The following is an 11,790-nucleotide window of genomic DNA, read 5'->3' on the forward strand; positions in this document are numbered from 1 at the left end:
CGAAGGCACGATCATGGAGCTGAGCAGGCGAGATTTCCTGAGAATTGCCGGTGCCGGCGCCGGCGCCGTGGCGCTGAGCAGCGTCCCGGTGCTCCCGACCGCCGCACCCTCGAGATACGCGGCGTTCGCGGCACCGCTCACCGCCGGGCTGAGCGACCCGGCGCTGCAACCGAAGTTCACCGAGCTGGTGCCGAACGCACTGGATCCGGGATTCCTCTTCAAGGACCTCAACGAGAGAGGCGGGCCGGCCTCGCGGCCGAACTTCAGACTCCGGGCCCGACAGACCGTCCAGCAGACCGGGCTCATCGAACCGAAGAACGGGCGCCGCCTCACGACCCCGGTCTGGGGCTACGGCGACAGCACCGTCTCGTGGCCGGGACAGACCTTCCAGGTCACCAGCGCGTCAGCCGGCGGAGCGGACGAGACGACCGTGCGTTGGGAGAACGAGCTCCCGAACCGGCACCTGCTGCCGGTCGACGAGAACCTGCACTGGGCCTACTCGCTGCACGATGCCGGCTCGGCGAACGGCGTGGACTACCGGCAGTACAGCATCAGGAAGAACGGCGTCCCGATGATCACCCACCTGCACGGGGGCAACACGGACTTCCAGTACGACGGCAACCCGGAGTTCTTCTACGGACGCCAGGGGCTCGTCACCGGGCCGCAGTGGGACTTCGTGGACGGCGGGTTCACCAACACGTTCCGCTACGACAACGCCGTCCCCGCCGGGAACCTCTGGTACCACGACCACACGCTGGGCATCACGCGGCTCAACGTGTACGCGGGTCTGGCCGGCTTCTACTTCGTCCGGGACGAGGTCGACACCGGGACGGCCGACAACCCGCTGGGCCTTCCGGCGTTCCCCTACGAGCTCGCCTACGCGATCCAGGACCGGATGTTCACCGACCGTGGAGCGCTGTTCTACCCGGCCTTCCCCGGCGACCCGTTCTACGCCGAGTTCATCACCGAACAGGGCATCGTCCTGGATCCCGCGCTGTTCCCCGGGGGCGGTCCCACCGCGCTCGCCGAGTTCTTCGGCGACCACATGGTCGTCAACGGCAAGATCTGGCCCAAGGCGGACGTCGAGCCGCGGAACTACCGGATGCACCTGCTCAACGGCTGCGACTCACGCTTCCTCGTCACCCAGTTCGTCGCCGTGAACGCCGGGGCGACCGACCCCAGTTCGGGAACGCCCGTGCCGTTCTGGGTGATCGGCTCCGACCAGGGGCTCGGCACACCCGCGCAGACCGACACGCTCGTCATCGAGCCGGGCGGGCGCTACGACGTGGTCGTCGACTTCTCCCAGGTGCCGGCGGGCAGCCGGGTGATCCTGAAGAACCTCGGCGGGGACGCCCCCTTCGGTGGGGCCTTCGGAGGTGACCTCGACCCGGACGACCTGTTCCCGGACCGGCAGACCGACCGGATCATGGCGTTCGACGTCGTCGTCCCGCTGTCGGACGTCCCGGACGACTTCGACCCGAACAACCTGTCCGGCTACGGGGGCGTCGGGCCCGAGGACAGGACACGACGTGTCGCCCTGTTCGAGGGGACCGACGAGTTCGGCCGGCTCCAGCCGCTGCTGGGGACCGTGGCGAACGACATCAGCGGGACCAACGTCGCGACGGCGTACACCTGGTTCCAGCCCCCGACGGAGACCCCGACGGCGGGCGACACGGAGATCTGGGAGGTCTACAACTTCACGGCCGACGCGCACCCGATCCACCTGCACCTCGTCAACTTCGAGATCCTCGACCGGCAGGACTTCGAGTACGACATCACCGGGACCCAGACGACGACCCAGCACAACGGCACCACCGGGGACGCACCGGAGATCTCGAACATCCGCAACCTCACGCCGGCGTCGGTGGGGAGCGAGTACTTCGAGAACGCCCCGAAGGACATGGTCACCGCGTTGCCCGGGGATCCCGACGGTGCTCCGCCGACCGGGCAGATGGTGAGGATCAAGGCCGACTTCACCAAGAGCGGCCGGTACGTCTGGCACTGCCACATCCTGTCGCACGAGGACCACGAGATGATGCGGGTCCTCCAGGTGGGCTGACGTGAGCTCTGGAACGCTCAGGTGGCGCGGAAGAACGCGTTCGCCCGGGCGTTCCAGAGCATCACGATGATCAGGAGGGCGAACAGCCCGGACAGGAGCGCGGACCAGAACCCTGCGTACTCCCCCCAGACGATGACGACCCAGAGGGAGAGCACCACGCGCAGCGCCATCAGCAGGGTGACCAGGAACCGCGAGAAGCGGTTCCCGTTGCCGAGGCCGACCGCGACCAGGGCGACGACGAGGCCCAGGGCGATCTCGACCCAGGCGTAGACGGGGGCGTCGCTCGCGCCGATGCCGGCATCGGCGAGCACCTCGTCGGTGGCGAGCAGCATGAGCACCCCGCCGACGACCGAGGCGATGGCGACCAGCCAGGTCAGCACCACGACGAACGTGACGCTGCCGGGACGGGTGACGGGACCTGGAGCGGACATGGGAACCCTCCCTGGGTCGTGCTGCAGCCGCGGCGCCGCCGGGTGCGCGGTACGGACGCTGACCACGCTAGACAGCGTCCCGTGCGCTCGCGCGGCGGAGCCCCTCGGCCCGGTGCGACGCACGCGGGGTGACGCCGGGGCCGGCACGGCGCAGGATGGTCGTCGTGACCACGCTGCTGCCCGACCACCCGGACCCCGACCGTCCCGTCGTCGTCGCCCACCGCGGCTACTCGGCCGTGGCGCCGCAGAACACGTTCGCCGCCTTCGACGCGGCGTGGCGTGCCGGCGCCCCGGCCCTGGAGCTCGACGTGCGGCTCAGCGCCGACGGCGTCCCCGTCGTCATCCACGACCCGGTCGTCGACCGGGTGACCGACGGTTCCGGCGCCGTCGCCGACCTCGACGTCCACACCCTCCAGGGCCTCGACGCCGGGGGCCCGTTCTCGTCGGCGTTCGCCGGGCAGCGCATCCCGCTCCTGCAGGACGTCCTGGCGTTCCTGGCCGCCCGGCCCGGCATGGACCTCCTGTGCGAGTACAAGGGCCCCTGGACGACGGAGCAGGTCGCCCCGACGACGTCCGCGATCGATGCCGCCGGGCTGGCGGGGCGCTGCATCGTCCAGGGGTTCCACCGCGGGACGGTGGCGGCGCTGCGGGAGGCCGCACCGCACCTGCCCCGTGGGCTGCTCTGCGAGGAGGTGCCGGTCGACCTCCTGGACGCCGCAGCCGAGCTCGACGTCGTGACCGTCAACCCCGCCGTGGCGTCGGTGCTGACCGATCCGGCGCTCGTCCCACGGGCGCAGGCGGCGGGCCGCCGGGTCATGCCCTGGACCGCCAACTCGTCCCGGGAGTGGGAGCTCCTGCTCGACGCCGGCGTCGACGGCGTGGTGACCGACCGGCCCGGCGAGCTGCGCGGATGGCTCAGCGGGCGGGCGCGGCGCGGGGCGGGCTCGGTCGCCGGCTAGCCGCCGTCACCGCCCTCGACCGGGCCGCCCTCCCCGGAGTCCCGGGACAGCCCGGACCGACGCATCCGGCGGTGCGCCTCGTCGTCGGCGGGGTCGTCGGACTCCGCGGCGGCGCCGTCCTCGGAGGTGCCGTCCGCGGCGACCCGCGGGTCGTCGGGCGTGCCGCTGCTGTCGTCGTCGATCGCGATCTCCCCCGTCAGCCGGCGCTCGGCGTTCTCCTCGCGCTCCTCGATGACGTCCTGCCCCGGACCGTTGAAGGTCCGCGACCGCTCCTCGGCCGACTCGCTGCCGCTGTACAGCCCCGGACGGTCGACGCTGTCGAGCACCATCGTCGCGTCGGCCGCGGCACCTGGCGTCGGCGCCGGCTCCTCCCAGCGACGGTCGCGCAGCCGGCGGAGCAGACCCCGCTCGCGGACGGAGGTCCGGCGGGGCCCGGAGGTCGCCGTGCGACCCGGGACGACGATGAGGCCGTCGTCCTCGTCCTGCTCGGCCCCGGGCGAGAGGGCCGCGGTGTCATCGGGCTCCGGCTGCGTCGTGTTCTCGCTCGGGGCTGCGTTGTCCTCGACGGCCGGCAGCACGTGGTCGGCCTCCTCGAAGCGGGTCCGCGGGATGGCGTACGGAGCCTCGCGCTGCAGCCAGGACACCAGGCCCTCGCGCACGGTGCACCGCAGGTCCCACAGGGTCGGCGAGTCCTGTGCGCTGACCAGGGCACGGACGCGGACGTACCCGGACGTGGCGGAGGTCACCTCGAGGATGCCGAGCCGCTCGTCCCACAGGGACGAGGCGCGCAGGATCCGCTCCAGCTCGGCCCGCATCGCCGCCAGCGGGACGCGGAAGTCGACGTCGAACTCCACGGTGCCGAGCAGGTCGGCGGCCCGCCGCGTCCAGTTCTCGAAAGGCGTCGTCGTGAAGTAGGTGCTGGGCAGGATGATGCGCCGGTCGTCCCACACGTGGACGACGACGTAGGTCAGGGTGATCTCCTCGATCCGGCCGAACTCGCCCTCGAGCACCACGACGTCGTCCACGCGGATCGCGTCGGTGAACGCGATCTGCATGCCGGCGAAGGTGTTCGCCAGGCTCGACTGCGCGGCGAGGCCGGCGACCAGCGAGAGCACACCGGCCGAGGCCAGGATCGAGGCACCCGCGGTGCGCATCTGCGGGAACGTGAGCAGCACGGCGGCGATCGCGAACACGACGACGACCGCGACGGTGAACCGCCGCACGATGGAGATCTGGGTCTCCACGCGGCGTTTGTGCCGGTCGTCGTGGCTGCCGGCGAGCCGGGCCAGGGTGCGGTCCTCCACGACGAACGCCATGGCGCCGACCAACCAGGCCCCGGCCAGGATCGCGGTGATGACCAGCGTGTGCTGGACCACGCCGTACCAGGCCTGGTCCCGGTCCGCCGACACGGTGACCGCGACCCACACGGCGACGGTCATGAGCAGCGCGCGCAAGGGCTTGCGGAGCCGGGTCGCCATGTCGCGCAGCAGCGGCCGACGCCGGGCCAGGCGCCGGATCAGCGCCGACACCACGGTCACCAGGAGGTACGCCACCACCAGCGCGGCCCCGGCCCAGGCCAGGGTCACGGTCAGGGAGACCGTCGCCTCGACCGTCTGGTCGACCGTCTCCTCGTCGATTCCTCCGCCATCACCGTCCAGGAACATGAGGATCAGCCTAAGGACGCCAGGCGGATCGTGCGCAGCCGTCGGCGGGTCAGGACGTGGTCGGGGCGAACCGTCGGCGTGGGGGGCGGTGCAGCCAGGTGCGGAGCCGGCCGGTCACCCAGGGCAGCACCCAGAACGACATGATCGGGGTGAGGATCAGCGTCGTGACGAGCACCTGGAGCACCAGCGGCAACCCGTCGAAGGCGGGGACCAGCCAGGCCACCAGAGCGGTGAACGTCAGGTTGACGGGGAAGAACCCGAGCCAGATCGCGATCGACTGCTTCCACCGGGGCGGAGCCGGCAGCAGCGGTGGGCCGGACGGCTCGTCCTGGCGCAGGGGCGGGTCGAACCATCCCTCGATGCCGGTCCGCTTCGTGACGGCGTGCTCGGTGACGAGCCCCTCACCCTCCGCGAGCCAGTTTCGGCGATCGGCGGAGGTCTCCCAGGCCTCGAGACGCTCGGCGTCGGCGAACCGGTAGAGCATGATCCAGTCCGTCGACCCCTCGGCGGCGCGGATCCACCCGGAGCCCAGGAACCCGGGCCACCGGTTGGCGAGCCGGACACCCGCCTGGACCCAGGCGGTCACCTCGGGCACTCGTTCGGGGCTGACGATACGGTGGATCGACACGGTCACGGGTGTGGGCGTCATGCCCGTAGTGTTCGTGGTGCGGTGCCCCGGGGCGAAACCGGGATGCCTGACCGGGACGCTTCCGTTCAGGATGCGGACCACCACCGCCATCGGGTGCGGGATGCGGCTTTCGCCCCCTCTTCACCGACGCGGCGCACTTCGCCCGCGAGACTCTCGACCGATCGTCCCCTCCTCGGCAGAGTGCTGTCACATCGAGGCACCACGATGGTCTGCGGCCCGAAACCCGGACCCCGAGTACTTCCAAGGACATCCCCGTGATCGCACCTCGCTTGACCCTGCCCTGGCGCCGGACCGGCAGCCACGTCGCGCCCCGGCACCGGATCGGCGCGACGCGCAGCCCCCGCACCGCCGTCGGCGGCGCCATGGCCGGCCTGGCCCTGACGGCCGCCGTCGCGACCGCCGTCACCCCCGGCATCGCCGGCGCCGAGACGGGCACCCCCGCGCAGACGCGCGAAGCCCCGAGCACCGCGCCGTCGGACGACCCGACCGCGTCCGTCGTCACCTCCGACGACAGCGCCACCCTCACCGCGACGGCCGCCCTGCACCGGGCCGAGACCGTCGTCCAGCAGACCGAGTCCCTGCCGCGCAAGCAGGAGCGCCGGATCGAGCGCCGCGCGGAGAAGCTGTCCGCGATGCTCGAGACGCGCTCGGAGGCCGGCGCCTCCCGTGCCGCCGAGCGCGCCCCGTTGTCGGCGGCCGACCAGGGCTCGGCGACGACGAAGGCCACCGAGAAGTCGCTGACGACGGCAGCCCAGGAGCTCACGAAGCTGCTGGACCGTGCGCAGACCTCGGCGGTCGACGTCGAGGCGGCCCCGCCGACGCCGCGCGAGGTCGCGAAGGAGCAGGCGACCAAGGCCGAGAAGGCCGCGAAGAAGATCTCCCGGCACGCGGACTCCCTCGACGGGTTCGCCAACGGCAAGATCCCCGGCGGCAAGCTGAAGAACCTCTCCTTCGCCAGGGGCGAGACCCTGCGCGCCGACGCCGCGGCGCAGCTCGAGCGGCTCAACGTCGCCTACCGCGCCAAGTTCGGCCGGAACCTGTCGGTCAACGACTCCTACCGGTCGTACTCCTCGCAGGTCGCCACCCGCGCGAGCAAGGGTTACATGGCGGCCGTGCCGGGCTACTCGAACCACGGCTGGGGCGTGGCCGTCGACCTCGGGGACGGCGTCGAGTCCTTCGGCACCGCCGAGTACACCTGGATGCGCAAGCACGCCCCGGAGTTCGGCTGGGACAACCCCGCGTGGGCCCGGGCCGACGGACGCAAGCCGGAGGCCTGGCACTGGGAGTACAAGCCGATCGGCTGACCGCGGTCAGCCCCAGCCGAGCTCGTGCAGGCGGTCGTCGTCGATCCCGAAGTGGTGGGCGATCTCGTGCACCACGGTGACGGCGACCTCCTCGGCGACCTCGTCCGGCGAGGAGCAGATCGCCAGGGTCGGGTGCCGGTAGATCGTGATGCGGTCCGGCAGCGAGCCGGCGGCCCAGCCCTGGTCCCGTTCGGTGAGCGGCACCCCTTCGTACAGCCCGAGGAGATCGGGGTCGTCCGCCGGGGCGTCGTCCTCGACCAGCACCACGACGTTGTCCATCAGACGGGTCAGCTGTTCCGGGACCTGGTCGAGGCCCTCGGAGACGGCGGCCTCGAACTCCTCGCGCGACATCTCCACCACCGGTCCATCCTCCCCCACGGGCGGAGGCGACCCGGTCGGCGGGTGACCGGTATGCTGTCCCCGGCCGGCCCCCATCGTCTAGCGGCCTAGGACCCCGCCCTTTCACGGCGGTAGCACGGGTTCGAATCCCGTTGGGGGTACTCAGCAGGCGCCCCGGCGTCCGCACGGGTCGGCTGTCGGCGTGGCCTGCGCCACGTCCGACACCGGCATCAGGAGTGTTTCTCCTGGTCAGGATCCGATTTTCAGATCCGGGCCAGCATGGGGTACGCTTCTTCTCGGCTCGAAACGAGCACCTCGATCGGGAGATCATCTCGATCATGGCCCTGTAGCGCAGTTGGTTAGCGCGCCGCCCTGTCACGGCGGAGGTCGCGGGTTCAAGTCCCGTCAGGGTCGCGCATGAGCGCCCGGAACGTCGGCAACGGCGCCCGGGCTTTCGTGTCCTGGCTCTGTAGCTCAGTTGGTAGAGCGTTCGACTGAAAATCGAAAGGTCACCGGATCGACGCCGGTCGGAGCCACCCCCAACAAGACCCCCCGGACCTCAGGTCCGGGGGGTCTTGTGTTGCGGCCGTCGAGCACTCGTCCTGGACCGAACGCCCGGCCTGCTTCCGGCCTCGTCGTAGTCGCCCCTCGTGCGGCGATCGACCCCCGCCACGACATAGCCTGGTGGACGAGCGTCGCACCGATCCCGACCCCGCCGCACCGGAGGACACCATGTCTGTGCTCGACGAGATTCTCGACGCGAACCGGTCCTACGCCGCCGACTTCGGCGCGCGGTCCGAGCTGGCGCTGCCGCCCGCGCGCGGCTTCGCCATCCTCACCTGCATGGACGCCCGGCTCGATCCTGCGAAGTACGCGGGCCTCGCCGAGGGCGACGCCCACGTCATCCGCAACGCCGGCGGGCGGGCTTCCGACGACGCCATCCGCTCCTTGGTGATCTCGTACAAGCTGCTCGGCACGCGCGAGTTCTTCGTGATCCACCACACGGACTGCGGCATGGAGTTCTTCACCGACGAGGTGATGAGCGGGCTGCTGGCGCAAAGCCTCGAGACCGCCGAGCTCGGGCCCGACGGCTTCCGCGACGTCGGGGAGGGTCCCGGCACGAGCGCCGGCGCAGACATCGACTGGCTCACGATCTCCGACCAGGCCCAGGCCGTCGTCGACGACGTCGTGCGCATCAGGAACAGCCCGCTCGTACCGGGCCGGATCCCCGTCCACGGGCTCGTGTACGACGTCCGCACCGGCCGACTGGTCGAGATCGAGGCCGCCACCGCAGCCGGTCGCGCCACCGACTGACGACGCGACCCTCGGTCCCGACCGCGCCGTCGGCCTCCGGCCGGCGCACCGGGTCGACGCCGGTCGGAGCCACCCCACCAAGACCCCTCGGACATCGCGTTCGGGGGGGTCCCGTCGTCGTCCCCGGAGGTGCGGCGCGACGACGCGCCGGGCCGTTGGAATTGCCTGGACCGGCCAGGACGGGTTGAGTGGTACCCACGAACGCGTCGAGGAGGGGAACTGTCGATGACGGACTGGGACGACGGGCGGACTCCGCCCGCCGAGCGGCCCCCGAGCGTGGGCCGGCTCGTGGAGAAGATCTCGGAGCAGGCCACCCGCCTGGTGCGGGCCGAGATCGCGCTCGCGAAGGCGGAGGCGGCGGAGAAGGCGAAGCGGTCCGGCATCGGTGCCGGTCTGATCGCCGTGGCGCTCGTCGTGGTGCTCTACGCGGTCGGCGTCCTGATCTGGTCCGCGATCCTCGGTCTCGCCGAGGCCTGGCCCCTGTGGCTGTCCGCCCTGGTGGTCGGTGTGGCGCTCGTGCTGTTCGCCGGACTGCTCGTGGGCATCGGTGCCGCTCAGCTCAAGCAGGCGAGCACCCGGCCCGAGACGATCGACCGGGTCAAGGAGGACGTCAGCACCGTCAAGGAGGGGATGAAGCGGTGAGCCAGCAGTCCACGACCGACCCGGCGATGCAGAACGGCGTGCCGGCACGGAGCCGTGAGGAGCTCCAGGCCGACGTCGTCGACGCCCGCCGCGAGCTGGGTGACGCCCTCGACGCGCTGACCACGCGCCTCTCCCCCGCCCACCAGGCGTCACGGCTGGCGCACGGCACGAGACAGGCCGCGACGGACGCGCGGGGCCTGTTCGACGGGACCGGTCTGCCCGACGACGCACCCCGGTCGCGCAACGTCAAGATCCTCCTGGGTGCGGCGGCCCTGGGCGCGGCAGCCCTGACCGCCCTCGTCGTCCGGGCGGTCGCTCGACGCTGAGCGACGCCGGCGCGCCGGCCGTCCGGGCTCCCTCGTCGGGCGCCCGCGCGGCTGGTGCGCCCTACTTGTTCTGGTCGCCCGCGCTGTCGGGCGTGCCGCCCGCGTTCGCCGCGGCCTCGGCCTCGGCGGCGTCCGACGCGGCACCGAGCAGCGCCCGGACCTCGGACTCCTTGTAGCGGCGATGGCCACCCAGCGTGCGGATCGACGAGAGCTTGCCGGCCTTGGCCCACCTCGTGACCGTCTTCGGGTCGACACGGAACAGGCTGGCCACCTCGGCGGGCGTCAACAGGACCTCGGAGTCACCGTGGAACGACATCCCCTGCACCTCCTGGCATGCGACCGGTCCGGACGGCGCCCGGACAGCTCGACGGCCGTGTCTTGCCATTGTGGGCAGAAAGTGGGATTGAGGCGACTTGAACCGTCGAGCCCGCCTCGCACCGCTGGTCCGGGCTGTCCGCGACGTCCCCCGTGCCGGACACCTGGCCACACCCCGATCGCCACGTGACATACGTCACGACGCGGCCCCGACGTGACGTCCACCCAGGACACGACACCATCGGAATGGCGGATCGAGTGGAGGGAATGCCTGAGCACCATGTACCGTTGGAACCTGAACAGACGAAATCTTCTCTCGGGGCCGCGCGTCTGGGACGTCGCCGCCCCGCTCCTACGTTGAGGGGGTCGGAGCCATGGGCCGCGGCCGTCAGAAGGCTAAGCAGACCAAAGTTGCTCGCGCGCTGAAGTACTACAGCCCTGAGACGAATTACCACGCGCTGGAGCAGGAGCTGAAGGCCTCCCAGACCGACGTCGTCACCGACGACCGGTGGGGAAGCGCCGCGGACTCCGCCTACGACAACGACGCGGACTGGGACGACGACCGACGATACTGACGCTCGACGGCACTCGGAGCGTCTCGGACGATGACCGAAGGGCCGGACGGTGAGCACCGTCCGGCCTCTCGTGCACCTGGGGCCGGACGGCGCCGCCGCTCAGCGGTAGTCGCCGACGAGCCGCACCGCGCCCGCCCGGACTCCCTTCGTTCCCGCGACGAGGTCGTCGCCGGCGTCCGCGGGGTCGAGGTCGGCGACCGTGCCCAGGGTCCAGGCGTGCACCCCCCGCTCCTGCAGCAGCCTGAGGGCGGCGTCGGCGCCGTCCGCCGCGACGACCGCCACCATGCCGACACCGAGGTTGAGCGTGTTCTCCAGGTCGCCCCGCGGCACGTCGCCCAGGTCGCGCACCGCGCGGAAGACCGCGGGCACCTCCCAGCTGGACCGGTCGACCGTGGCGACCGTGCCCACCGGTAGCACCCGTGCCAGGTTCGCCGCCAGTCCGCCGCCGGTGACGTGCGTGAACGCGTGCACCTGCGCGGCCTCGTCGCGGGCGAGCGCCAGGCAGTCGGCGGCGTAGACGCGCGTCGGCTCCAGCAGCTCCTCCCCCAGCGTCCGGCCGAACTCCTCGACGTGCCGGTCCAGCTCCCAGCCGGCGTGCCGGATCACGGCACGCACCAGCGAGTAGCCGTTGGAGTGGACACCGCTGGATGCCATGCCGATCAGCACGTCCCCGGCCCGCACCCGGTCCGGTCCGAGCACGTCGTCGGCCTCGACCACACCGGTGGCCGCGCCCGCCACGTCGTACTCGTCGGCGGCGAGCAGCCCGGGGTGCTCCGCGGTCTCCCCGCCGACCAGGGCGGTCCCGGCGACCTCGCAGGCGCGGGCGATCCCGCGGACGATGTCGGCCACCCGGTCGGGGACGACCTTGCCGGTCGCGATGTAGTCGGTCATGAACAGCGGCTCGGCACCCACCACGACGATGTCGTCGACGACCATGCCCACGAGGTCGAAGCCGATCGTGTCGTGGACGTCCAGGGCCTGGGCGATGGCGACCTTCGTGCCGACGCCGTCCGTCGAGGTCGCCAGCAACGGCTTGCGGTAGCGCGTCAGCGCCGATGCGTCGTACAGGCCCGCGAACCCCCCGACACCACCGAGCACCTCGGGCCCCTGGGTGCGGCGGACGGCGTCCTTCATCAGCTCGACGGCCCGGTCACCGGCTTCGGTGTCGACGCCGGCGGCGGCATAGGTGAGGCGTTCGGTCACGTGTTCTTCA

Annotated in this window: 13 protein-coding genes and 3 tRNA genes; 10 read left to right on the top strand and 6 right to left on the bottom strand. The window is 71.7% G+C overall.

What is annotated here, in order from left to right:
* The first annotated feature begins 13 nt into the window (after nucleotides 1-13).
* Complete coding sequence (locus Q6350_RS02405) at nucleotides 14-2,059, top strand: multicopper oxidase family protein (protein WP_305064975.1); 2,046 nt, start codon at nucleotides 14-16, stop codon at nucleotides 2,057-2,059.
* Between the two features lie 17 nt (nucleotides 2,060-2,076).
* Here Q6350_RS02405 and Q6350_RS02410 read toward each other — a convergent pair whose 3' ends face one another.
* The gene (locus Q6350_RS02410; RefSeq protein ID WP_171246537.1) at nucleotides 2,077-2,490 is read right to left on the bottom strand and encodes a hypothetical protein; all 414 of its coding nucleotides are present in this window, start codon (nucleotides 2,488-2,490) and stop codon (nucleotides 2,077-2,079) included.
* A gap of 164 nt (nucleotides 2,491-2,654) precedes the next feature.
* Between Q6350_RS02410 and Q6350_RS02415 the strand changes: the two genes are divergently transcribed.
* Nucleotides 2,655-3,449 carry a glycerophosphodiester phosphodiesterase family protein gene (locus Q6350_RS02415; RefSeq protein WP_305064978.1) on the top strand — a complete coding sequence of 265 codons (795 nt, stop codon included), beginning with the start codon at nucleotides 2,655-2,657 and terminating at the stop codon, nucleotides 3,447-3,449.
* Here the strand turns inward: Q6350_RS02415 and Q6350_RS02420 are convergent.
* Together Q6350_RS02420 and Q6350_RS02425 are read right to left on the bottom strand one after the other, a co-directional pair.
* Entirely contained in the window at nucleotides 3,446-5,113 is a 1,668-nt protein-coding gene (locus Q6350_RS02420; RefSeq protein WP_305064980.1) for a mechanosensitive ion channel family protein, read from the bottom strand. The two genes, Q6350_RS02415 and Q6350_RS02420, sit on opposite strands and share 4 nt — an antisense overlap.
* A gap of 49 nt (nucleotides 5,114-5,162) precedes the next feature.
* Entirely contained in the window at nucleotides 5,163-5,762 is a 600-nt protein-coding gene (locus Q6350_RS02425) for an antibiotic biosynthesis monooxygenase (RefSeq protein ID WP_304602700.1), read from the bottom strand.
* 254 nt (nucleotides 5,763-6,016) lie between these two features.
* Here Q6350_RS02425 and Q6350_RS02430 point away from each other — a divergent pair, with 254 nt between their 5' ends.
* Nucleotides 6,017-7,066 carry a M15 family metallopeptidase gene (locus Q6350_RS02430; protein ID WP_304602701.1) on the top strand — a complete coding sequence of 350 codons (1,050 nt, stop codon included), beginning with the start codon at nucleotides 6,017-6,019 and terminating at the stop codon, nucleotides 7,064-7,066.
* Nucleotides 7,067-7,072: 6 nt separating this feature from the next.
* Here the strand turns inward: Q6350_RS02430 and Q6350_RS02435 are convergent, their stop codons facing one another.
* The gene (locus tag Q6350_RS02435; RefSeq protein ID WP_304603087.1) at nucleotides 7,073-7,417 is read right to left on the bottom strand and encodes a metallopeptidase family protein; all 345 of its coding nucleotides are present in this window, start codon (nucleotides 7,415-7,417) and stop codon (nucleotides 7,073-7,075) included.
* Between the two features lie 76 nt (nucleotides 7,418-7,493).
* Here Q6350_RS02435 and Q6350_RS02440 point away from each other — a divergent pair.
* The 6 genes from Q6350_RS02440 to Q6350_RS02465 all read left to right on the top strand — a co-directional run bounded on the left by Q6350_RS02440 (nucleotide 7,494) and on the right by Q6350_RS02465 (nucleotide 9,687).
* Nucleotides 7,494-7,566: transfer RNA gene (locus Q6350_RS02440), tRNA-Glu, on the top strand.
* 179 nt (nucleotides 7,567-7,745) lie between these two features.
* Nucleotides 7,746-7,819 (top strand) — tRNA-Asp (locus Q6350_RS02445).
* Between the two features lie 49 nt (nucleotides 7,820-7,868).
* Nucleotides 7,869-7,941 (top strand) — tRNA-Phe (locus Q6350_RS02450).
* A gap of 196 nt (nucleotides 7,942-8,137) precedes the next feature.
* Complete coding sequence (locus tag Q6350_RS02455; protein ID WP_305064983.1) at nucleotides 8,138-8,719, top strand: carbonic anhydrase; 582 nt, start codon at nucleotides 8,138-8,140, stop codon at nucleotides 8,717-8,719.
* Nucleotides 8,720-8,944: 225 nt separating this feature from the next.
* Nucleotides 8,945-9,361 (top strand): phage holin family protein, encoded by a 417-nt coding sequence (locus Q6350_RS02460; protein WP_171246541.1) that lies wholly within the window; start codon nucleotides 8,945-8,947, stop codon nucleotides 9,359-9,361.
* Nucleotides 9,358-9,687, top strand: coding sequence for a DUF3618 domain-containing protein (locus Q6350_RS02465; RefSeq protein WP_304602703.1), 330 nt, complete (start codon nucleotides 9,358-9,360; stop codon nucleotides 9,685-9,687). The genes Q6350_RS02460 and Q6350_RS02465 overlap by 4 nt, the downstream gene beginning before the upstream one ends.
* A 61-nt stretch (nucleotides 9,688-9,748) precedes the next feature.
* Here the strand turns inward: Q6350_RS02465 and Q6350_RS02470 are convergent, their stop codons facing one another.
* Nucleotides 9,749-10,003: a BldC family transcriptional regulator gene (locus tag Q6350_RS02470; protein WP_171246542.1), complete on the bottom strand. Its 255-nt coding sequence runs from the start codon at nucleotides 10,001-10,003 to the stop codon at nucleotides 9,749-9,751.
* 373 nt (nucleotides 10,004-10,376) lie between these two features.
* Between Q6350_RS02470 and Q6350_RS02475 the strand changes: the two genes are divergently transcribed.
* Nucleotides 10,377-10,577 carry a DUF3073 domain-containing protein gene (locus Q6350_RS02475; RefSeq protein ID WP_304602704.1) on the top strand — a complete coding sequence of 67 codons (201 nt, stop codon included), beginning with the start codon at nucleotides 10,377-10,379 and terminating at the stop codon, nucleotides 10,575-10,577.
* Nucleotides 10,578-10,676: 99 nt separating this feature from the next.
* On the opposite strand, the gene purM is transcribed toward Q6350_RS02475, so the two are convergent.
* Nucleotides 10,677-11,780, bottom strand: a complete 1,104-nt coding sequence (gene purM / locus Q6350_RS02480) for a phosphoribosylformylglycinamidine cyclo-ligase (RefSeq protein WP_305064986.1) — start codon at nucleotides 11,778-11,780, stop codon at nucleotides 10,677-10,679.
* Nucleotides 11,781-11,790: the final 10 nt, after the last annotated feature.

The sequence above is a fragment of the Isoptericola sp. b515 genome, from assembly GCF_030588125.1.
Lineage (GTDB): Bacteria > Actinomycetota > Actinomycetes > Actinomycetales > Cellulomonadaceae > Isoptericola > Isoptericola sediminis.

What these genes read in the sequence shown, in the direction of transcription:
- Q6350_RS02470 (WP_171246542.1), bottom strand. Translation starts at nt 10,003, where the DNA reads ATGTCGTTCCACGGTGACTCCGAGGTCCTGTTGACGCCCGCCGAGGTG.
- Q6350_RS02460 (WP_171246541.1), top strand. Translation starts at nt 8,945, where the DNA reads ATGACGGACTGGGACGACGGGCGGACTCCGCCCGCCGAGCGGCCCCCG.
- Q6350_RS02455 (WP_305064983.1), top strand. Translation starts at nt 8,138, where the DNA reads ATGTCTGTGCTCGACGAGATTCTCGACGCGAACCGGTCCTACGCCGCC.
- Q6350_RS02405 (WP_305064975.1), top strand. Translation starts at nt 14, where the DNA reads ATGGAGCTGAGCAGGCGAGATTTCCTGAGAATTGCCGGTGCCGGCGCC.
- Q6350_RS02475 (WP_304602704.1), top strand. Translation starts at nt 10,377, where the DNA reads ATGGGCCGCGGCCGTCAGAAGGCTAAGCAGACCAAAGTTGCTCGCGCG.
- Q6350_RS02420 (WP_305064980.1), bottom strand. Translation starts at nt 5,113, where the DNA reads ATGTTCCTGGACGGTGATGGCGGAGGAATCGACGAGGAGACGGTCGAC.
- Q6350_RS02425 (WP_304602700.1), bottom strand. Translation starts at nt 5,762, where the DNA reads ATGACGCCCACACCCGTGACCGTGTCGATCCACCGTATCGTCAGCCCC.
- Q6350_RS02435 (WP_304603087.1), bottom strand. Translation starts at nt 7,417, where the DNA reads ATGTCGCGCGAGGAGTTCGAGGCCGCCGTCTCCGAGGGCCTCGACCAG.
- Q6350_RS02410 (WP_171246537.1), bottom strand. Translation starts at nt 2,490, where the DNA reads ATGTCCGCTCCAGGTCCCGTCACCCGTCCCGGCAGCGTCACGTTCGTC.